At 67.8% G+C, this 19444-nt stretch carries 20 protein-coding genes and 3 pseudogenes; 10 read left to right on the forward strand and 13 right to left on the reverse strand.

What is annotated here, in order from left to right; genetic code table 11:
• The first annotated feature begins 50 nt into the window (after positions 1–50).
• Positions 51–854 carry an SDR family oxidoreductase gene (locus LOC56_RS05290; protein ID WP_229951149.1) on the forward strand — a complete coding sequence of 268 codons (804 nt, stop codon included), beginning with the start codon at positions 51–53 and terminating at the stop codon, positions 852–854.
• Between the two features lie 150 nt (positions 855–1004).
• Here the strand turns inward: LOC56_RS05290 and LOC56_RS05295 are convergent, their stop codons facing one another.
• The 3 genes and pseudogenes from LOC56_RS05295 to LOC56_RS05305 form a co-directional block, all read right to left on the reverse strand.
• A complete protein-coding gene (locus LOC56_RS05295) occupies positions 1005–1295 on the reverse strand; it encodes a helix-turn-helix domain-containing protein (RefSeq protein ID WP_229951151.1) in 291 nt (96 codons plus the stop codon).
• Positions 1295–1786 carry a DUF2975 domain-containing protein gene (locus LOC56_RS05300; protein ID WP_229951515.1) on the reverse strand — a complete coding sequence of 164 codons (492 nt, stop codon included), beginning with the start codon at positions 1784–1786 and terminating at the stop codon, positions 1295–1297. The genes LOC56_RS05295 and LOC56_RS05300 overlap by 1 nt, the downstream gene beginning before the upstream one ends.
• A 118-nt stretch (positions 1787–1904) precedes the next feature.
• A pseudogene (locus tag LOC56_RS05305) lies at positions 1905–2222 on the reverse strand (helix-turn-helix transcriptional regulator); the annotation flags it as partial.
• Positions 2223–2224: 2 nt separating this feature from the next.
• Between LOC56_RS05305 and LOC56_RS05310 the strand changes: the two are divergent.
• A pseudogene (locus LOC56_RS05310) lies at positions 2225–2377 on the forward strand (alpha/beta fold hydrolase); the annotation flags it as partial.
• A gap of 91 nt (positions 2378–2468) precedes the next feature.
• Here the strand turns inward: LOC56_RS05310 and gap are convergent.
• Positions 2469–3476: a type I glyceraldehyde-3-phosphate dehydrogenase gene (gene gap / locus LOC56_RS05315; RefSeq protein WP_229951153.1), complete on the reverse strand. Its 1008-nt coding sequence runs from the start codon at positions 3474–3476 to the stop codon at positions 2469–2471.
• Positions 3477–3572: 96 nt separating this feature from the next.
• Here gap and LOC56_RS05320 point away from each other — a divergent pair, with 96 nt between their 5' ends.
• Entirely contained in the window at positions 3573–4778 is a 1206-nt protein-coding gene (locus tag LOC56_RS05320; protein ID WP_229951155.1) for an ROK family protein, read from the forward strand.
• A 10-nt stretch (positions 4779–4788) separates the two neighbouring features.
• On the opposite strand, the gene LOC56_RS05325 is transcribed toward LOC56_RS05320, so the two are convergent.
• From LOC56_RS05325 to LOC56_RS05340, 4 genes and pseudogenes are all read right to left on the reverse strand, one after another.
• Positions 4789–5199: a VOC family protein gene (locus tag LOC56_RS05325; protein WP_229951157.1), complete on the reverse strand. Its 411-nt coding sequence runs from the start codon at positions 5197–5199 to the stop codon at positions 4789–4791.
• Positions 5200–5204: 5 nt separating this feature from the next.
• Positions 5205–5688, reverse strand: a pseudogene (locus tag LOC56_RS05330) (helix-turn-helix transcriptional regulator).
• 255 nt (positions 5689–5943) lie between these two features.
• Positions 5944–6474: a hypothetical protein gene (locus LOC56_RS05335; RefSeq protein ID WP_229951159.1), complete on the reverse strand. Its 531-nt coding sequence runs from the start codon at positions 6472–6474 to the stop codon at positions 5944–5946.
• A gap of 227 nt (positions 6475–6701) precedes the next feature.
• Positions 6702–7154 carry a MarR family winged helix-turn-helix transcriptional regulator gene (locus tag LOC56_RS05340; protein ID WP_229951161.1) on the reverse strand — a complete coding sequence of 151 codons (453 nt, stop codon included), beginning with the start codon at positions 7152–7154 and terminating at the stop codon, positions 6702–6704.
• A gap of 176 nt (positions 7155–7330) precedes the next feature.
• Here LOC56_RS05340 and LOC56_RS05345 point away from each other — a divergent pair, with 176 nt between their 5' ends.
• The 4 genes from LOC56_RS05345 to LOC56_RS05360 are packed head-to-tail and all read left to right on the forward strand — an operon-like array spanning position 7331 to position 10929.
• Positions 7331–8275, forward strand: a complete 945-nt coding sequence (locus tag LOC56_RS05345; RefSeq protein ID WP_229951162.1) for an SDR family NAD(P)-dependent oxidoreductase — start codon at positions 7331–7333, stop codon at positions 8273–8275.
• 14 nt (positions 8276–8289) lie between these two features.
• The gene (locus tag LOC56_RS05350) at positions 8290–9219 is read left to right on the forward strand and encodes an amidohydrolase family protein (protein ID WP_229951164.1); all 930 of its coding nucleotides are present in this window, start codon (positions 8290–8292) and stop codon (positions 9217–9219) included.
• Complete coding sequence (locus LOC56_RS05355) at positions 9216–10412, forward strand: acyl-CoA dehydrogenase family protein (protein ID WP_229951166.1); 1197 nt, start codon at positions 9216–9218, stop codon at positions 10410–10412. The genes LOC56_RS05350 and LOC56_RS05355 overlap by 4 nt, the downstream gene beginning before the upstream one ends.
• 40 nt (positions 10413–10452) lie before the next feature.
• Positions 10453–10929, forward strand: a complete 477-nt coding sequence (locus LOC56_RS05360; protein ID WP_229951168.1) for a MaoC family dehydratase — start codon at positions 10453–10455, stop codon at positions 10927–10929.
• Positions 10930–10973: 44 nt separating this feature from the next.
• Here the strand turns inward: LOC56_RS05360 and LOC56_RS05365 are convergent, their stop codons facing one another.
• Both LOC56_RS05365 and LOC56_RS05370 read right to left on the reverse strand, forming a co-directional pair.
• Positions 10974–11201, reverse strand: a complete 228-nt coding sequence (locus LOC56_RS05365) for a hexameric tyrosine-coordinated heme protein (protein WP_229951171.1) — start codon at positions 11199–11201, stop codon at positions 10974–10976.
• Positions 11202–11779: 578 nt separating this feature from the next.
• Positions 11780–12934, reverse strand: coding sequence for a glycosyltransferase family 9 protein (locus LOC56_RS05370; RefSeq protein ID WP_229951173.1), 1155 nt, complete (start codon positions 12932–12934; stop codon positions 11780–11782).
• A gap of 190 nt (positions 12935–13124) precedes the next feature.
• On the opposite strand from LOC56_RS05370, the gene LOC56_RS05375 reads away from it, so the two are divergent.
• The 3 genes from LOC56_RS05375 to LOC56_RS05385 are packed head-to-tail and all read left to right on the forward strand — an operon-like array spanning position 13125 to position 17019.
• Positions 13125–14567, forward strand: a complete 1443-nt coding sequence (locus tag LOC56_RS05375) for an aldehyde dehydrogenase family protein (RefSeq protein WP_229951180.1) — start codon at positions 13125–13127, stop codon at positions 14565–14567.
• Entirely contained in the window at positions 14564–16132 is a 1569-nt protein-coding gene (gene rfaE2, locus LOC56_RS05380) for a D-glycero-beta-D-manno-heptose 1-phosphate adenylyltransferase (protein WP_229951182.1), read from the forward strand. Before LOC56_RS05375 ends, rfaE2 begins: the two co-directional genes overlap by 4 nt.
• A complete protein-coding gene (locus LOC56_RS05385) occupies positions 16129–17019 on the forward strand; it encodes a glycosyltransferase family 2 protein (protein WP_229951184.1) in 891 nt (296 codons plus the stop codon). Before rfaE2 ends, LOC56_RS05385 begins: the two co-directional genes overlap by 4 nt.
• A 4-nt stretch (positions 17020–17023) precedes the next feature.
• Here LOC56_RS05385 and LOC56_RS05390 read toward each other — a convergent pair whose 3' ends face one another.
• The 3 genes from LOC56_RS05390 to LOC56_RS05400 all read right to left on the reverse strand — a co-directional run bounded on the left by LOC56_RS05390 (position 17024) and on the right by LOC56_RS05400 (position 19441).
• Positions 17024–17392: a hypothetical protein gene (locus tag LOC56_RS05390; protein WP_442860066.1), complete on the reverse strand. Its 369-nt coding sequence runs from the start codon at positions 17390–17392 to the stop codon at positions 17024–17026.
• 76 nt (positions 17393–17468) lie between these two features.
• Positions 17469–17987: a hypothetical protein gene (locus tag LOC56_RS05395; protein ID WP_229951187.1), complete on the reverse strand. Its 519-nt coding sequence runs from the start codon at positions 17985–17987 to the stop codon at positions 17469–17471.
• A 95-nt stretch (positions 17988–18082) separates the two neighbouring features.
• Positions 18083–19441: an MATE family efflux transporter gene (locus tag LOC56_RS05400; RefSeq protein ID WP_229951189.1), complete on the reverse strand. Its 1359-nt coding sequence runs from the start codon at positions 19439–19441 to the stop codon at positions 18083–18085.
• Between the last annotated feature and the right edge of the window lie 3 nt (positions 19442–19444).

A 19444-nucleotide genomic window follows, 5' to 3' on the forward strand; every position in this document is an offset into this window, starting at 1 on the left:
GCCGTTCGCTGTTTCCACTGCCCCTACCCGTTCCGCCGAAAGGAAGTCCCATGAGCCTGTCCCCCGTGGCCCCCGCGCCGGCCTCCCTTCCCGATCCTGTGCCGGATCCTGTGCCCGCTCCTGTCCCGGTCCCGGACCCCCTCCTCCAAGCGCTCCCCCTTCCCGCGGTGTTCACCGGCCGGGTGCTGGTCACCGGCGGCGCCTCCGGGCTGGGTGCCGCCGTCAGCGCCGCCGTGATCGCCGCCGGCGGCAGCGTGGTGGTGCTGGACCGCGATATCAGCACCGTCACGGAAGCCAAGGCCGTGCAGGTGGACGTGGCGGACCGCGCCGGCGTGGAAGCGGCCGTCCAGGAGGCGGCGCAGATCCTGGGCGGACTCGATGCCGTGGTCACCGCCGCCGGCATTGACCGCTGCGGCCGGCTCGAAGATGTGGCGGCGGAGGAATGGGAGAAGGTCATCGGCGTGAACCTGCTGGGCACCGTCTCCGTAGTCCGCGCTGCCCTGCCGCATCTGGCCGCCTCCCACGGCCGCGTCATCACCGTGGCCTCCACGCTGGGGCTCAAGGCCGTCTCGGATGCGACGGCGTACTGTGCCTCCAAGTTCGGGGTGATCGGCTTCAGCCGTGCCCTTGCGGCCGAGACCCGCGGCCGCGTGGGTGTGACCACCATGATTCCCGGCGGCATGAAAACGCGGTTTTTCGACGACCGCACCGAGCAGTACCGGCCGCAGGACGATTCCCGGCTCAATGATCCGCGGCGGGTGGCCGACGCCATCCTCTTTGTACTGGGCCAGCCCGCCGGCTGCGAGGTCCGCGAAATGCTGATCTGCCACGAGGAGGAGGATTCCTGGCCCTAGCCTGGCTCCGGCGCGGGCCGGTCAGGCGGACGACGCCGGCACCGTATGGTCAGCACCGGCTGGGCCAGCTGCACCTGACTGACCCGGGCCATGGCCGATGCCCAGGCCCCGGTACCAGGCGTCCTGGAGCAGCACCGGCAGCAGTAAACGTTACTGCCCGGGCCGCCCAACGGTGTCCCGCTGCGATGCTCCCCGGATTGCCTCCGTCCGGTCGTCCGCCGGAACCGTTCCGTCCGGTTCCGGCTCCCAGCGCAGCAGGTCCCCGGGCTGGCAGTCCAGTACCTCGCACAACGACGCCAGGGTGGTGAACCGCACCGCCTTGGCGCGGCCGTTCTTCAGCACGGCCAGGTTCGCCGGGGTGATGCCGATCCGCTCGGCCAGCACGCCGACGGGCATTTTGCGCTTGGCCAGCATCACGTCGATGTCCACAACGATCGGCATCAGATCACCCCGCCGAGTTCGGCGCGCAGGTGGCTGGCTTCGGCCGCGGTGTCGACGGCGGAGGCCAGCAGCGCCCGCATCACCAGCACCAGCAGGGCGCCGGCCGCCACGGTCACTCCCATGCCGCCAATCAGCAGGACGACGCCGGGGGCCGCCTCTTCTCCCGGTGCCAGCACAGCCCCCAGGGCAAAGAGCAGCAGGGCTGCCGCCGAGAGCGCGCCAATCACCACATCAACGTAACGGAAGGCCGCAGAGGAAAACACGGTCCCCCGCCGGACCATGGTCAGCAGGCGCCAGACGCAGACCAGGCAGACCTGGAAGGCGAGGACCCCCAGCACCACAATCACCAGGATCGGCACCCGGACGGCTTCGGCTCCCGCCTCGGCCAGGTCGACGCCGAACAGCGGCACCAGCACGGCCTGCACAAACAGGGTGCCGAGGAACACCAGCACCAGCACGATCCGCAATGCCAGGATGGTTGCTTTTCCCATCATGCTCTCCCTACGGGATCGCTTCGATTGAAGGACAATCAATACTTATCGACAATCGAGAGGTCCCGCAAGGACTTCCGGTAACTAGGGATGCTTACCGGGAAATTGACTGAGGTGCTCAGTCGACCCGGCCGTGCACCGGCCTGGCGTTCGCCGGGGGCTCTCCGACCTCCTGGATGGTATGGCCGCCGCAGGCCGTCTTGGTTACGCTGGCCCGCTCGATGCGCGACACGGTGAACCAGCGCATTGCGTCGCGCAGTCGGCACCACCCAACTAGGTACCACTGGCCGTTCGTGGAGGAGAACAGCACGGGTTCGACGTCGCGGATGGTCCTGGTTCCATCTCTCGATGTGTAGCGGATGCGGATTACCCGCTGCTCGGCCATCACCTCCTCCAGTGCCGACCTGATTGTGCGCGATGACGGGGGAACCGCGTTCGGCGCTGGCCCGCGCAGGCCATGCCGTGTTTGCCGAAGTCGCGAACACCGAGCACCTCGACGTCGTTGACCTCCCGACCGGGCATTGGCCTATGTGGAGCCGTCCACGCGACCTCGCCGAAGCCATCCAGTCAGCAGCTTCTTCAACCAACTGAACTGCCCGCGGAAAGGGGCCAGCACATTAAACGACGACGGCGCCGCCCGGACTCAGGGAGTCCGGCGCGGCGCCGTCGTGCTTGGTGCTTATTAGAGCTTGGAAGCGACCAGTCCGGTCAGATCGACCAGGCGGTTGGAGTAGCCCCACTCGTTGTCGTACCAGCCGACGATCTTGACCTGGTTGCCCATAACGCGGGTCAGGCCGGAGTCGAAGATGCAGGAGGACGGATCGCCCACGATGTCCGAGGAGACAATCGGATCCTCGGTGTAGGTGAGGATGCCGGCCCAGCGCGGATCCTGTGCAGCCTTGGCGTAGGCGGCGTTGATCTCTTCGACCGTGGCTTCCTTTTCCAGCGTGACGGTCAGGTCGGTGACGGAACCGGTGGGGACCGGAACGCGGATGGCGAAGCCGTCCAGCTTGCCCTTCAGTTCCGGCAGGACCAGGCCGATGGCCTTGGCGGCACCGGTGGAGGTGGGGACCATGTTCAGGGCTGCGGCGCGGGCGCGGCGCAGGTCCTTGTGCGGGCCGTCCTGCAGGTTCTGGTCTGCCGTGTAGGCGTGCACGGTGGTCATGAGGCCCTTTTCGATGCCGAAGGCGTCGTTCAGGACCTTGGCCAGCGGGCCCAGGCAGTTGGTGGTGCAGGAAGCGTTGGAGATGACGTCGTGCTTCTCGGCGTCGTAGTCGCCCTCGTTTACGCCCATGACCACGGTGAACGCGTCACCCTTGGCCGGTGCGGAAACCAGGACCTTCTTGGCGCCGGCGGAGATGTGCTTGCGTGCATCGTCGGCGTTGGTGAAGAAGCCGGTGGATTCGATGACGATGTCCACGTTGAGGTCGGCCCAGGGCAGGTTGCCCGGATCGCGCTCAGCGAAGACCTTGATGGTGTGGCCGCCGACCACGAGGTTTCCGTCTTCGACGGTGACCTTCTCGGCCAGGCGTCCGGCTACCGAGTCGTACTTGAGCAGGTGGGCCAGCTGGGCGGGGTCGCCGAGGTCGTTAACTGCGACAACCTCGAACCCTTCGCCGTGCTGCAGGGCTGCCCGCAGGTAGTTGCGGCCAATCCGACCAAAACCGTTGATTCCGACGCGTACCGTCACTGGTGCCTCCTTGATGCTGAAACTAAATTTAGGAACTAAATTTATTGTCTCCTATAATTATGCTGTTATTACCGCCACACGTCAAAGGGCACTTCCATGGACGCCTCAGCAAACACTCCGCAGCTACTGCGCCGCACCAACCTGCGCGCAGTGCTGGAGGTGCTCCGTGCTGCCCCCTCCGCCACGGGCACCGACCTGATCAACGCCACCGGCCTGACCCGCGCCACCGTCATTGCCGTGTGTGATGACCTGATTGCCCGAGGCTGGGCCCGGGAAACGGATTCCCCGCGCATCGACCGGCAAAAAGGCCGGCCCGCCCGCCGGTTCGAATTCAACGAGAGTGCCGGCTATGTCCTGGGGCTCGACGTCGGCATCGCCACCGTCCGGGTGCTGGTCGCCGACCTCGCGGGCGCCGTCGTCGGAGAATCAGAGGCCCGGTTCCCGCGTCACGGCGGAGAACCGGAACAACGACGGCGCGTGGTCACCGAGGCCGTCGATGCCGCCCTGCAGGACGCGGGGATTTCCTCGTCGGCCGTACTGTGCGCCGGGATGGGCATTGCGGCGCAGGTTACCGGCGCGGGCGACGTCGCCCCGGGACAGGAGGTGGCCCCGATGTTCGATCTCGGACTGAGCACCATCTTCAGCGATTCCCGCGGCTGGCCGCTGCTCGTGGAAAACGATGCCAAGCTCGCGGCCCTGGCGGAACGCTGGCGCGGGGTGGGCGCGGGCGAAAACAACCTGGCGGTGATCCTGGCCGGCGAGCGCCTGGGCAGCGGCATCATCGAGTCCGGCCGCCTGCTGCACGGCTCGTCCGGCGGCACCGGCGCGATGGGTGCGCTGGAATTGGTGGAAGGCGTGGGCAACGAGGACGGCATCGCCAAGCTGGCCCGCCTCTGGGGCAGCGCCGCGCTGAAGGAAGGGCACAACGGCCGGATCCGCGAACTCGTGGGACCGGACACCAACCGCGCCTCGGCCCGGCTGGTGTTCGAAGCGGCCGAGGCGGGAGACCCGGTTGCCGAAGAAATCCTCGACCGTATTGCCCGCCGGATGGCCCGGGTACTGGCACTGGTCTCCTCGTTCTTCGATCCGCGGCTGATCGTAATCGGCGGCGCGGTGGCGGCGTCGGCCACTGCCCTGCTGCCCGCCATGACGCGTGAGCTGGACCGCTACGTGGTCACGCCGCCCCGGGTGGCCGTCTCGAACCTGGGCACCATGCTGGTGCCCACCGGTGCGGTGCGCCTGGCCCTGGACTACGTGGAGACCCACCTCCTGGACCTGGTGCCCGAACCGCGCCGGGAGTAGTCCCGGAGGCCTACCGCAGTTCCTGGATCCGCAGCTGATTGCCGGCCGGGTCCCGCAGCGCGCAGTCCCGGGCACCCCAATCCTGTTGCATGGGCTCCTGGACCACCTCCGCTCCTCCGGCGACGGCGCGCTCGAACGCCGCGTCCAGATCGGCCGTTGCCAGCAGCATCCCGGCATAGGTGCCCTTGGCCATCATTTCCTCGATGGTCCTGCGCTCGGCGTCAGTGACTGCCGGGTCCGCTGCGGGCGGTTCCAGCACAATGGAGGTTCCCGGCTGGTCCGGCGGACCTACCGTAATCCAGCGCATGCCGCCGTAGCCGACGTCGTTGCGCACTTCGAAGCCCAGCACATCGCGGTAGAAAGCCAGCGAAGCATCGGGATCGGTCTGGGGAAGAAATACAGCATTGATGGAGATATCCATCGGACTCACCCTCTCTGGGGCGGCGGAAACCGCCCTTTCCTGATCGGTCTTTGCACCGTGCGGGTCACGCACCCCGGCAGTTCCAGCTCCTGCTCTGCCGCCAGCCTCCGATAGGTTCCCGGCGGGACCCCCACCAGCTCGGTAAACAGCGTGCTGAAGGTACCCAGCGAGGAGCACCCCCACTGCGAAGCACACGTCAGTGACGCTCCGGGTGCTGCAGCGCAGCAGGGTCATGGCCCGTTCAATGCGCCGGGTCATGAGATACGCATACGGCGACTCCCCGTATGCCAGGCGGAACTGGCGGCTGAGGTGGCCGGCGGACATAAAAACTCCGCGGGCGAGTGCTTCGACGTCCAGCGGTTTGGCATACTCGCGGTCGATCCGGTCCCGCACCCGCCGCAGCCGGGCGAGGTCCGCCAGCCGGCGCGAGTTCTCCAACGACCCGCTGGATCCCCCGTACTTGTCCGCGGCTGCTGATACGACACTCATCGAATGCTTCCCCTGCTGCTGTCCTGTCCGGTGTTTCCTCACGCTACCGACGGCCGGACGGAAGGCGCTTCTTGATTCCTGATCGGTTTGTCCACCGGCCTTTTTTGCCATGGTTCCACTCCAGCGAGCGGCAGGATACCGAAAACCGCACGTTGGTTCCCCAAGAGCCCGAGCGCACTGCTTCCGTGTGGCTGTTCGGTTGCTCCACACGCAAAAGGGCCGGGTGCCTCTGCACCCGGCCCTTATGGCTGTGAACTACGCGGGAGCCGATCCGTCCCCGCTTTCGCTCTCGGATTCCCGGTCCTCATCCGGCCCGCCGTCGCCGCCGCGGGGGCCGTCATGGTGCCGGCCGTGGTGGCGGCCGCCGTCGTCGCGGCCTTCACCCGCCTCGGCGTCCTGGTCCTCCTGGTCCTCCTGGTTGGGACCTTGGCCGTCCGGATCCTGTTCCTCCTCGCCGTCGGTGCCCTGGTCCTGGTTCGGCCCCTCGGCGTCCTCCCGGTCGGGACCCCGTCCGTCGCCGTCGCGGTCACCGTCGCGGCCGTCGGCGTCCTCGCCGTCGGTGTCCTCGCCTTCGGTGTCCTGGCCCTGACTGTCCTGCTCGTCGAACAGATCCCGGCTCTCGTTGTCCCCGGCGTCCTGTTCCTGGGTGGTGGAGCCGGCCTGCTCAAGCTCGGCGTTGTCCGCTACAGCCGTACCCGCAAAGAAACTGGCAACCAGCAGGCCCACACCGGCAAGGGCGCCGCCGCCCCAGACGATAACTTTCCGAGCTCCGCTGCCTATATCCATGGTGCTGTTTCACCTCCGAATAACCGGTTCGCTGACAGTTCTATCCTCGAACTTGTTTCTTTGAGAATTCTTAAAAGCCGCTGAGGACCAGCGGCAAGCGCACCGTCAGGGAGATGCCAAGTACAGGAATGCCGACGGCGCCGGGGCAGGACCAGAACCAGCAGGGCGCGATATATGCGTATGGGCGTATCTGTCGAAAGGGGCGCTGCAGGGCCGGGGAGTGCTGCCTAGAACGCCACCTTCTGCAGCAGCCGGCGCAGTTCGTCCTGCTCGGCGGCGGAGAGCTGTGCCACCGAAGTCTCGGTGGCACCATCCACCACGTCCCGCGCGCGTGCGTAGAGGGCCCGTCCGTCCTCGGTGGGCACGATGACCTTTGAGCGGCGGTCCCGGGGGTCGGTCTGGCGTTCGACGGCGCCGCGGCTCTCCAGTTCATCGATGATGGCCACGATCTGGCTGGGATCCAGCACCAGGAACTGGCTCAGCTCCCGCTGTGTCGGCGCCGCTCCGCTGCAGGCCAGGGACAGCACGGAGTAGTGGCGCACTTTCAGGCCGAGGTCGGCCAGCCGGCGGTTGGCCTCGGCCGAGCCCATGGACGCGGCGCGGGCCATCAGGAAGACGGGTTCGGCACCGAGATCGGTAGCGGCGAAGCGGGCGGCAACGCCGTCAGGGAAGGTGCTCATGGAGTGTTTGATCCTTCAGCAGGGGCACGGTCAGAACCCCATCCTAGGAGATAGTCCCTTCTCCCAATAAGTGAGGATATTAACTGTTGACTTTTTCAATGATATGCCGTGGAATGGGAACATCGCCGCAACGTGGCCGCAGTCACATGCGGCTGGCCTAAGCAAAGGAGCTTCCCATGACCAACGATTCCACTGGTGCACTTGCCGGAAAGGTCGCCGTCGTCACCGGCTCCGGCCAGGGCCTCGGGCTGGCCTACGCCTCCGAACTCGCCCACCAGGGCGCCGCCGTCGTGATCAATGACGTGGTCCAGGAAACAGCTGACCGTGCCGTCGAAATGATTACTTCCGCCGGAGGCCGGGCCGTCGCCGTCGTCGCCCCGGTAGGCACCACTGAAGCCGCCACCGCCCTGGTGGAAGGCGCCGTGTCCGCCTTCGGCCGCCTGGACATCCTGGTCAACAACGCGGGTGTGCTGCGGGACAAGTCGCTGCTGAAGATGACGGACGAGGATTTTGACCTCGTGATCCAGGTGCATCTGCGCGGAACGTTCACCTGCGCCCGCGAGGCCTACCGGTACTTCAAGGAAAACAACGTGGCCGGCCGGATCATCACCATCGGCTCCCCCACCGGCCAGTACGGCAACTTCGGGCAGACCAACTACGCCGCCGCCAAGGCCGGCATCGTCGGCATGGTCCGCACCTGGGCGCTGGAAATGCGCAAGGCCGGCGTCACCGCCAACGCCGTCATCCCCGTGGCCGCCACCGCCATGACCGAGACGGTCCCCTACTTCCGCGCCGCCGTCGAGGCGGAACGCCGCGGCGAGCCGATGCCGGACTTCTTCCGCAAGGACCTGGGTTTCGGCACCTCCGCCGACGTCGCCGGGCTGATCGCATATCTGGCCTCCGACGACGCGGCGGGGATCACCGGGCAGGTTATCGGCGCCGGCGGCGACCGGCTGCAGATCTTCTCCCACCCGGTACCCGTGGTCACCGAATACCGTGAGGGCGGGTGGACGTTTGAGGCCCTGCGCGAGCAGTTCCCGGCGCTCATCGAAGGAAACCTCCAGCCGGTCGGCGAAAAGATGCCTCCGCTGCCCGAAGAACTTGAACCGCAGGCCCGGTAGGGACGGAAACCGCTATGCGATATGAATACGGCCTGGACCTCGCGTCCCTGGACGCCATCGACATGCATGTACACATCGAGTGCTCCGACCACGGCCACGCGTCGCTGCCCGCAGCCCTCACCGAGGCTTCCGCCAAGTACTTCAAATCCGAAGACCGCAGCCCCTCCCTGGACACCATCGCCGAGCGGTACCGCGAATGGCGGATGGCCGCCGTCGTCTTCACCGTGGATGCCACCACCGCACTGGGCCACGAACCGAACTCCATCGAGGAGATTGCCGAAGGCGCGGCACGCAACAATGACGTGCTGATTCCCTTCGGTTCGGTGGATCCGCTGCAGGGCAGCCGTGCCGTGGACCGGGCGCGGATGCTGGTGGAGGACTACGGCGTCAAGGGCTTTAAATTCCACCCCTCGCTGCAGAACTTCGACCCCTCTGACCAGCAGTTCTATCCGATCTACGAGGCCATTTCCGCCCTGGGCGTCCCGGCCCTGTTCCACACCGGGCAGAACGGCATGGGGGCCGGGCTGCCCGGTGGCTACGGCATCAAGCTCGCCTATTCGAACCCGATGCTGCTCGACGCCGTCGCCGCGGATTTCCCGGAACTGCAGGTCATCATGGCGCACCCGTCAGTGCCGTGGCAGGACGAGGCCAACTCCATCGCCACCCACAAAGCCAACGTCTGGATCGACCTGTCCGGCTGGTCGCCCAAGTACTTCCCAGAGTCCCTGGTCCGCGCCTCGAACTCCATGCTGGCCGACAAGGTCCTGTTCGGCACCGACTATCCGCTGATCACCCCGCAGAAGTGGCTGGGCGCCTTTGAGCAGCAGAGCTTCAAGGATGAAGTACGCCCGAAAATCCTCAAGGACAACGCGGTGCGCCTGCTCGGGCTGGATACAGCGGCCGGCGCCGCTGCCAGCGCTGCCAGCGCAGGGGAAAGCGCATGACCGGGGTGCTGACCGAGCCGCGCCTGTACCCAGACTGCGATCCGTTCAACGTCGAGGGGCGGTTGACCGAGGCGGAGAAGGCTCCGCTGCGGCGCCTGCGGCGGGTGCTGGAGGACTCCGCCCGGCCGCTGCTGGCGGAATACTGGGAGGCCGGGGAGTTCCCATACCAATTGGACGGCCCGCTCAGGGAGCTGAACCTGATGGTTCCGGAGGAACTCACCGCGGACGGCGCCGAACCCCGCGCGCTCTACCACGGCTTCCGGATCTTCGAACTGGCCCGCACCGACGCCTCGCTTGCCACTTACTACACCGCGCAGGCCGGGCTCTTCCGCACAGCCTGCCGGGTAGGCGGAACGCCGGAGCAGTTCGCGCAGTGGGATCCGTTGATCACCTCCTTTGAGATGACCGGCGTGTTCTGCCTGACCGAGCCCGAGCACGGTTCGGACATTGCCGGCGGGTTGGCGACGTCGGCACGCCGCGACGGCGAAGAGTGGATCCTGGATGGGGCCAAGCGGTGGATCGGCGGGGCGTTCACCGCCGACTACCTGGCGGTCTTCGCCCGGGACGGCGCCGACGGACAGGTCAAGGGGTTCCTCGTGGACCGCGAAGCGCCCGGGGTGCGGCTCGAAAAGATCCGCGGCAAAACGTCGCTGCGGATGATGCAGAATGCCGATATTTACCTCGACGGTGTCCGTGTTCCTGAATCCCGGCGGCTCGGCAACGTGAACTCCTTTAAGGACGTCGCGGCGATGCTGCGGGCCATGCGGTCCGACGTCGCCTGGATTGCCACCGGCATCCAGGCCGGAGCATACGAAGCCGCCCTGCGGTACGTGCGCAGCCGCGAACAGTTCGGCCGGTCGCTGGGCAGCTTCCAGCTGGTCCAGGAAAAACTTGCCCGCATGCTGGGCAACGTCACCGCGTCCCTGAATCTGGTGGCAGGCCTCGCGGAGCGCCAGCAGGAAGGGATTTTCCGGGATGAGGATTCCGCCCTGGCGAAGATGTGGATCAGCCTGCACATGCGTGAAACCGTAGCCCTGGCCCGCGAAGTGGTCGGCGGCAACGGGATCACCCTGGCCACCGACGTCGCCCGTTTCCACGCCGACGCCGAGGCCGTCTATTCCTACGAGGGAACCCACGAAATCAATGCGCTGGTCGTCGGCCGCGCAGTCACCGGCAAGAGCGCCTTCGCCTGACACGTTCCGCCGTATCCGTCCAGCAACCTAGGAGTTTTCCATGACTGAAGCACCCGCCTCCGCCCAGACCGTCGTAGCGTTCGAAGAGGTCAAGGACCTCATCGGCAAGAACGTCGGCACCTCTGCCTACCGCGAGATTACGCAGGGTCAGGTGGACCTGTTTGCCGATGCCACCGACGACCATCAGTGGATCCATGTGGATCCGGAGCGGGCCAAGGACGGTCCCTTCGGCGCCCCGATAGCCCACGGATTCCTGACACTGTCGCTGCTGATCCCGATGTGGGGCGAGCTCCTCGACGTGACGGGCGTCAAGACAAAGGTCAACTACGGTCTGGACAAGGTCCGCTTCACCTCGCCGGTGAAGGTCGGTTCCCGGATCCGGATGACCGCCGTGATTGCCGATGTCCAGGAGGTCAAGGGCAACGGCCTGCACGTGGTCGCGGACCTCACCATCGAAATCGAGGGCCAGGAGCGACCGGCCGTTATCGCCCGGTTCCTCAGCCGGCTGTACGCCTAGCCGGTCGGGCGGCGCGGGGCGGGGCGGAGCGGACTGGCCGAAGGCTACCGCCAGTAGTTGTTCGCGGCCGCAACGGTCGCGAACTCGGTGGCCACCACGTGTGAGGCAGCGATGATGCTGTCCGGGTTGTTGGCATAGGCATCCCGGATGATGTGCTCCACCTGCCCGTCCGGCTGAATGGCGAAGGCAGTCTGCAGCGCCAGGTTGACGGCCAGTTGCCGCCCTTCCTCCGGCGTTGCGCACTTAAGCGAATTGTTCGGCACAAGCTCCATGGTGTCCGTCCTGTCTTTTCAAAGTCCGCCGGCCTGCCGGTTCGGCGCACGCGGGCGGATACACCCGACGGCACCAGTCTCGCGCCGCACCGCCCGGCACTCAACCGTTTCCGTCGCTTTACCCTCCCCTGGAGTCAGGACGGCGGGTGCCGGCGGCACGCCATGAGGAACGATCGCCCCTTACGGTTCAAAGAGCCCTTGGTACATTTCTCGACGGACTGCTCCGGGTACGTTCCACTTGCCACACCGGCCTTCAGATCAGCACATATTTCCTTTGCTTCGAGGTAAAGAACAAACGTGCCACCCCCGGAAAAACACGCGAGAAAAACTAGCACCAATGTCGCCACGTCCGTTGACCACTTCTCCTTGACTCGAGTGGCACGCGCGTAAGCCGTGCCGGCAAACGCAAGTGGAACGGCAAACGCTGCGTACGAAATTGCTCCGAGAAATAGAGCAAGCGGAACCAGATCTTTCAGCCCTTACATAGGCACCAAACCCCAGCGGTTAAAAGCTTGAGCTTGAGGCATGAAGCAGTCAATAGGGCGGCCAACGGGGAAGATCCCCAGCCCCGGCTGCTCCTACCCCAGCAGCTGGTCGACGTTGGCCCACACATCTGCTGCCCGCACTTCCGCAACAAACGAGTCATCATGCTCGCACCGCTCCGCCGTCCAGCCGACCTGCGTGACGTCTGCCTTGCAGGCGGGACACTCCGACACCCAGGACATGTGCACCCGGTGCCGGGTGCGGCCCATCGCCCCGGCGTTGACGACGTTGCCGAACCAGTAGATCCCCACCGTGGCGGCTCCAACCGCCTGCGCCAGGTGCCGGGGCCCGCTGTCATTGCCCACCATTACCGCACTGGCCTGCAGCAGGGCTGCGAGCGTGCCGATGCCCAGTTCGCCGGCCAGCGAGCGGACGGGTACATCGCGTCCGGCCTCGGCGAGCGCCCGGTGCACAACCTCCTGCCCGAGGCCCCGGTCGGCGTCGTCGCCCACCACCACCACCTGACAGCCCCGGGCGACGGCACGCACCGCCACCTCCGCGAAGCACGACGCCGGCCACCGCCGCCGCGGGTCCGTGGCCCCGGGATGCAGGCTCACCAGGTTCCGGTCCGGCAATACCAGGGCCCGCGCCGCTGCTGCCTCTTCGGGCAGGACGGGCAGCTGCGCGTCCAGGCTGACGGGGGCGGCTCCGGCGAGCCCGGCCACTTCCAGCGCCCGGAAGACCTCGTGCTGGTAGTAGATGTAGGGGATGCTCCGTTCCAGGGCGGCGGCATCGGGGGTGCGGGTCCCCACCGTGTGCCGTGCCCCCAGGCGGAGCAGGAAGGGGTTCGAGTTCCGGCCGCCGCCGTGCACCTGTACGGCCAGATCGAACCGCTCCCGCTGCATCCGGGCCAGGAATGCCTCAACGGCCTCCGGGTCCTGCGGTCCGGAGGCAATGCCGGGGGCGGCTGGCAGGACCTCCACCCGTTGCACCGGTCCGGGCCGGTTCGCCAGGAGGGCGGCGTGCAGCGCAGTGCCGAGCAGTGTGATGGATGCGGACGGATAAGCGGCGGCGAGCGCTTCGACCGCAGGCAGGGCGAACATGAGGTCCCCCAGCCCTCCGCCGCGCAGCACGGCGATTTTCTTCACATTCGGAAAGGGCGCGGCCAGGGGGCCGACCCCGCGGACGAGTCCCGGCCGGTCCCCCCGGGGGTGAAGCGGCCCGCGCTGTTCCGTGGTCTTCTGCATCATTGGGCTTCCTTTCGCCGAGGACCCGCGTACGCGCGGTCTGCCCTGTGGGCACTCACCATAGGTGCTGGCGGCGCCGGACCCAAGGGAGGTGTTTACTCCAGGTGAGCGGAGCCCGCACCTGCTTTCCCCACCTGTCTGAACCCGCCGGAAACGGGGTATGGGAGCTATACAACGCGCGACAAGGAGCAGCATGTCCACCACCATTCAGCCGCCGGCTCCCCGGCCCGCTTCCCCGATGCACCCCAACGGTTCCGTCGAGCCGATCACCATTTTCGATCCGCGGGACGGAACACTGGTGGGTCGGGTGGAGCAGGACGGACGTGCCGGCATCCGGGCCGCCGTGGCGGCAGCCCGCGGCGCCCTCCCCGGGTGGGCGGGCACCGACCCCGCAGAGCGGGGACGCCTCCTGCGCGCCGCTGCCGCTGCCCTGCAACTGCGGGCCGCCGAAGTGGCCGGGTGGAACACCCGCGAGACCGGACGGCCGGAGGCCGAGGCCCTCGCCGGGGTGCAGGCCGGGGCGGCCACGTTGGAGCAATACGCCGAACTCGGCCCGGTGCACCGGGGGCACAGCCTCCGCGGTGCGGCACTGGCCGCGGATTACACGGTAACCGGACCGCGCGGCGTCGCCGTGGTGCTGACACCGTGGAACGACCCGGTGGCCGTGGCCGCCGGGTTGATCGGCGCGGCGCTGGCCACCGGGAACACGATAATCAGCAAGCCCAGCGAGCGTTCTCCCCACACCGGGAAACTGCTCGGGGAAATCCTCGCCCCGGTGTTCCCCGCCGGTGTCCTGACAACGGTCACCGGCGGCCCGGACGTGGGTGCCCAGCTGAGCATGGAGGCAGGGGTGGACGTCCTGGCACACGTGGGTTCAAGTGCAACCGGCGCAAGGATTGCCCGGGCGGCTGCCCTGACGGGAGCCCACGTCATTCTAGAGAACGGCGGAAACGATCCGCTGCTGGTTGATGCGGATGTGGATCCGCGATGGGCGGCCGGACAGGCAGCTGTCGGGGCATTCAGCAACAGCGGCCAGATCTGTACCTCGGTGGAGCGCATCTACGTGCACCGGAACATCGCGGATGCGTTCTGCGCCGAGCTCATTGCCGAAGCGCGGCGACGGAATCGGGAGGGCGCGGTGGCGCCCCTTGTGGATGCCCGGCTCCGCGACACCGTGCACCAGCAGATAACCCAGGCGCTGACCCGCGGCGCCACGATTGCAGAGGGCGGCGTGTTGCCGGAAGGACCCGGGGCCCACTACCCCGCGACCGTCCTGCTGAACTGTTCGGCCGGGATGGAGGTCTTCGACGCCGAAACGTTCGGCCCCGTGGCCCCCATTCAGGTGGTGGACAGTTTCGACGAAGGGCTCGCCCTGGCAGCTGGGGGGTCCTACGGACTGGCCGCCACTGTATTGACGGGAAGCATTGCCCACGCGCAGCGGGCAGTGGCTGCCCTGGACGTGGGCACCGTGAAGATCAACGCCGTCTTCGGCGGCGCCCCGGGCGGCTCGGCGCAGCCCCGGCGCCGGAGCGGCCGCGGCTTTGGCTACGGCCCGGAACTCCTGGACGAGTTCTCCCTGGTAAAGGTGGTCCACGTCGGCTCCCCGGGCACCGCGGCACCGGGAATACCGGAGTGACGGACTTCCGGAACCCCGGGGAGGTCCGCAGCCTCGCGCCAGGGCTGCCTGACCGTCTCGCGGCAGCCTCCCTGCGCATAACGGTCATCGGCGATGTGATGCTGGACGGCTGGTGGTCCGGGGTCACCGAACGGTTCTGCCGGGAGGCGCCGGCTCCCGTGGTGGATGTGCAGCGGAAGGACTACGCACCCGGCGGTGCGGGAAACACCGCCATGAACCTGCAGGCCCTCGGTGCACGGGTACGGCTTGGCGGACTGACCGGCGCCGACGCCGCCGGTGACCGGCTGCGCGGCATCCTGGCCGAGGCGGGCGTGGACCTGCGCGGCATGGTGCAGCACCCCGGCGCCGCGACCGCCACGAAGGACCGGATTGTCGCCGCGGAGCAGGTACTGTTCCGGCTCGACGACGGCGGGCGGTTCCCGGCCGAGGCGGAGGAACTGCTGGCGGCTTCCGTGCCTGCATTGCTGGAAGACGCCGATGCGCTGGTGGTCTGCGACTACGGCACCGGGCTGCTGCACGGCGCCGTCCGCGATGCCCTGGTGGCACTGCGCGGCGGTCGCCTCACCGTCGTGGATGCGCACGACGCCGCGGGCTGGGCCGCTCTGGCGCCCGACCTGGTTACACCGAATGCCGCCGAAGCCGCACAACTGCTGGGCGGGGCAAAGCCGCTCGGGCCGGACCGTGCCGCCGCGGTTCGCACCTATGCGCCGGACCTGCTGGCTGCCGCCGGTGCGGCAGCGGCAGCTGTCACCCTGGACCGCGACGGCGCGGCCGTGATCGGCGCCGACGGCGGGTTCCACCGCACCTGGGCGCGTCCCGCTGCCGAAAAACAGGCCTCGGGTGCAGGCGACACCTTCGTTGCCTGCCTGACACTGGCCCGTGCCGCAGGCCTGCCGCTGTCCACCGCCGCGGACCTGGCGCAGAACGCCGCCGATATTGTGGTCCAGCGGCCCGGCACCTCGGTGTGCAGCACCGCCGACCTGGAAAAGCATCTGGACAGCTTTGCGGATACGGCGCTCAGCCAGGCGGATCTCCTGGCCCGGACCGCCGCCGAGCGGGCTGCCGGGCGCAGGATTGTCCTGACCAACGGGTGTTTCGACGTCCTGCACCGCGGGCACACCCGGTACCTGAACCAGGCCAAGCAGCTCGGCGACATCCTGGTGGTCGCCCTCAACAGCGACGCGTCCGCCCGCCGGCTGAAAGGACCGGGCCGTCCCATCAATCCCGTCCATGACCGGGCCGGGATCATTGCCGCGCTCAGCTGCGTGGACTACGTGACCGTGTTCGAGACGGACACGCCGATTCCGCTCATCCGGGAACTGCGTCCGGACATTTACGCCAAGGGCGGGGACTACTCCGCGCAGATGCTGGCGGAAACCCCGGTGGTGGAGGAGTGCGGCGGCCGGGTGCTGATCCTGGACTACGTCTCCGACCACTCCACCACTGCCTTGGTGTCCCGGATCCGGTCCGGCGGCACCGCGAATGATGCCGGGGAGACCGGCGGGAACCCCGCGGGCAGCGGCGGCATTGCCGGAGGCGGGAACAATCCCGGGGACCCGCCGTGACGCGCCGCTGGTCCGGGGACTGGGGCGGCCCGCCCGATTCGGGCAGCACGGCGGAGGTGGACGTGCTGATTCCGACCCGCAACCGGCCGGCCGAACTCGCGGTCACCCTCGCCGGGCTGGCCGCGCAGGACGGGCCGGACTTCGCCGTCGTTATCAGCGACCAAAGTACCGATGTCCCGTCCTGGAACCATCCCGCCGCCGAAGCGATGGTCCGGGTCCTGGAGGCGCAGGGCCGTCCGGTCCGGCTGCTGAGGCACCTGCCGACGCGGGGGCTGGCCGAACAGCGGCACTTCCTGCTTGGGCAGTCCGGTGCTCCGCAGGTCCTGTTCCTGGACGACGACGTCTGGCTGGAACCGGACATGCTGGCCCGGCTGACGGGGGCCCTGGCTGCGTCCGGCGGCGGATTCGTGGGGGCGGCCGTACAGGGGCTGTCCTATCTCGCCGACCGGCGGCCCGAGGAACAGCAGCCGTTCGAGATGTGGGAAAACGGACAGGTGCAGCCGGAACGGATTCGCCGCAGCCAGCCGGGCTTCTCGCGTTGGACCCTGCACAACGCGGCGAATCTGGCCCATGTGGCTTCCGACCTCCGCCTCCCGCCCGGAGAATGGCGGTTGTACCGGATCGCCTGGGTGGGGGCCTGCGTCCTCTATGACCGGCAGGCACTGCTTGCGTGCGGCGGCTTCGGGTTCTGGGACCAGCTGCCGCCCGGGCACGCCGGGGAGGACGTGGCAGCCCAGTGGCGGGTAATGGAAAGGTTCGGCGGCGCCGGGATGATTCCGTCCGGTGCAGTCCACCTGGAGTCGCCGACCACGGTGACCGACCGGTCCGCTGACGCCGCCGAACTCATCCTGGGCACCGGGGAGTACGACCCGTCCAGGGAGATCTAGCTGCTCAGGCGGTGGGATCCGTGGGCCGGGGAGAATCGTCGTCGTCCGTGTGACCCGCGGGCGGGGTCGGCTTGCCGATGTTTCCCGCACCGCCCGGAATCTTTGCCGAGCTGCGGTGGATGCCCGAACCCTGGCTGAGGTGCTCGGGGTTCGGCTTCTCCGTCATCAGCAGCAGTGAAGAGACCAGCAGCGACGCGATAAACGCAATGCCGACGGCAATAAGCCCGAGGTCGAACCGCAGCTCCTGCTCCGCTCCCCCGGTGGCGAAGATCATGGTGGCAAGGCCTGCAATCAACGCCAGCACGGCAGAGAAAATCAGCGGTGCCTTTACGGAGTTCCGCCTCTGCGGTCCACCGGTTGAGCTGTTCGCCACGATCATTGCCTCCTGCTGCGTTGGGGTGGCGCGGATCGGTGCGTAACTGCACCGCGCGCGATACCTAGTTTACGGCCTATGCCTGCTCGTCCACGGCGGCGCGGGAATCATGCCGGGCGCCCAGCGCTGAAATGGCCACGATCACCGCAATGATGATCGCCGCGCCACCGGTCACGCCGAGCAGCGCCCGGACGCCCAGGTCGTAGACGAGCGGGACCAGGATGCCAGCCACGAGGGCGGCGGCACCGGTGATCAGCCAGTCACGGGCCGGCAGGAATCCGGTGCGGTTCCGGACCCAGAGGGTGAGTTCCAGGATTCCCCCGAGAATGAGGGCGGCGGCGGCCGACACCCGGAATGCTTCCGCCGAGGCGAAGACCAGCGTGGCTGCACCGGCAAGAACATAGGCGGCGGCTTCAACCAGCAGGAAGGTCCGAACGTTGCCGTGTCCGCGTGCCGCGGTAAGCATGGGCCAGAGTGCGACGCCGGTAAGCAGCAGATAGGTGCCGCCGGCAACCACCAGGACAGGCTCGGTAGGATCCTGCCAGAACACGGTCAGCACGCCGTAGACTGCTGCGACCATTGAACGGACCAGCATGGGTCCCCAAGGTGCTCCGGGATTGGATGCGCCCACTGCAGAGCCTCCGCTTTCACTTTTACGTCATATCGGTGGCCGGTTGGCCACCGTCAAGCTTAGTCGCTCCCTGCACCGGACACGGCACCGGTCACCATCCAGGCGTCCCGCCGGGTCCGCCAGGACAAGGTGATTCCGCGTGCGCTCATATAGCCGAGGGCGAACGCCGCCCACAGCCACGCGATCCCCCCGGCGCCGGACAGGCCAGCAGCGTGCACCCAGATGAGCAGGGGCAGATAGGCGGCCAGGTTCAGCACGCCGGTGAGGGCCAGGTATTTGGCATCCCCCGCCCCGATCAGCACTCCGTCCAGCACAAACACCAGCCCGCAGATCGGCTGGGACACCGCGAGGATCCACAGCCCGGCGGTCATGGCCTGCTGCACTCCGGCGTCGCTGGTGAAGAGCACGCCGGCGACCGGCGCCACCAGCGCCAGCAGCGCTCCGGTGATGACGCCGAAGCCCACGCCCCACACAATCATCCGCCGGGTCAGTGCGCGGGCCGTCGCCGTATCTCCGGCCCCCAGTTCCTTACCGATCATTGCCTGCGCCGCGATGGCCAGTGCGTCCAGCGCGAACGCCAGGAAGGTAAACACGGTCATGACCAGCTGGTGCGCTGCGAGGGATTCCGGCCCCTGCGCGGTGGCTACGATGACTGTGGCAAGCACCGCCGCACGCAGGCTCAGTGTCCGCAGCATCAGCCACGAGCCCACGTGGGCGGTGGCCCGGATGCCCGAGACCGCCGGACGCAGGGGTACACCGTGGGAGCGTGCCATCCGCGCAACCGCGATCAGGTAGAACACCGCCATGCCCCACTGCGCGATGCTGGTGCCCAGGGCGGATCCCGCCACGGACAGGGAGAACCCGTAGACCAGCAGGTAATTCAGCCCGATGTTCACGGCGAAGCCGGCCGTCGCGACCACCAGCGGGGTGCGGGTGTCCTGCAGCCCGCGCAGCACGCCGGTGGCGGCCAGGACCACCAGCATCGCGGTCAGGCCCGGCATCGAAAAGCGCAGGTAGTCGACGGCGTAGCGGTGCACGTCACCGGTGGCACCCATGGCGCTGCACAGCTGTGGAGCGAACAGGTACCCCGCGGTCGAAAGCACCGCGCCCAACAGGACGGCCAGGGCAATGCCGTCCCGTCCTGCAGCGAGCGCCTCGGGCTGCCGGTTGCCGCCGAGGTAGCGCGCCACCGTTCCCGTGGTGGAATACGCCAGGAAGACCATCAGCCCGACGGCGGTCTGCAGCACTGTGGAGGCCAGGCCGACGCCGGCCAGCTGGGCCACGCCGAGGTGGCCGACGATGGCGGAATCCGCCAGCAGGAACAGGGGTTCGGCAATCAGTGCGCCCAGCGCCGGGAGGGCCAGGGCCAGGATCCGGCGGCTGAGCCGCCGGGAGGAAAGGTCCGCTTCGGTCTTCACACC

Source organism: Arthrobacter sp. zg-Y179 (assembly GCF_020907345.1).
Lineage (GTDB): Bacteria > Actinomycetota > Actinomycetes > Actinomycetales > Micrococcaceae > Arthrobacter_B > Arthrobacter_B jinronghuae.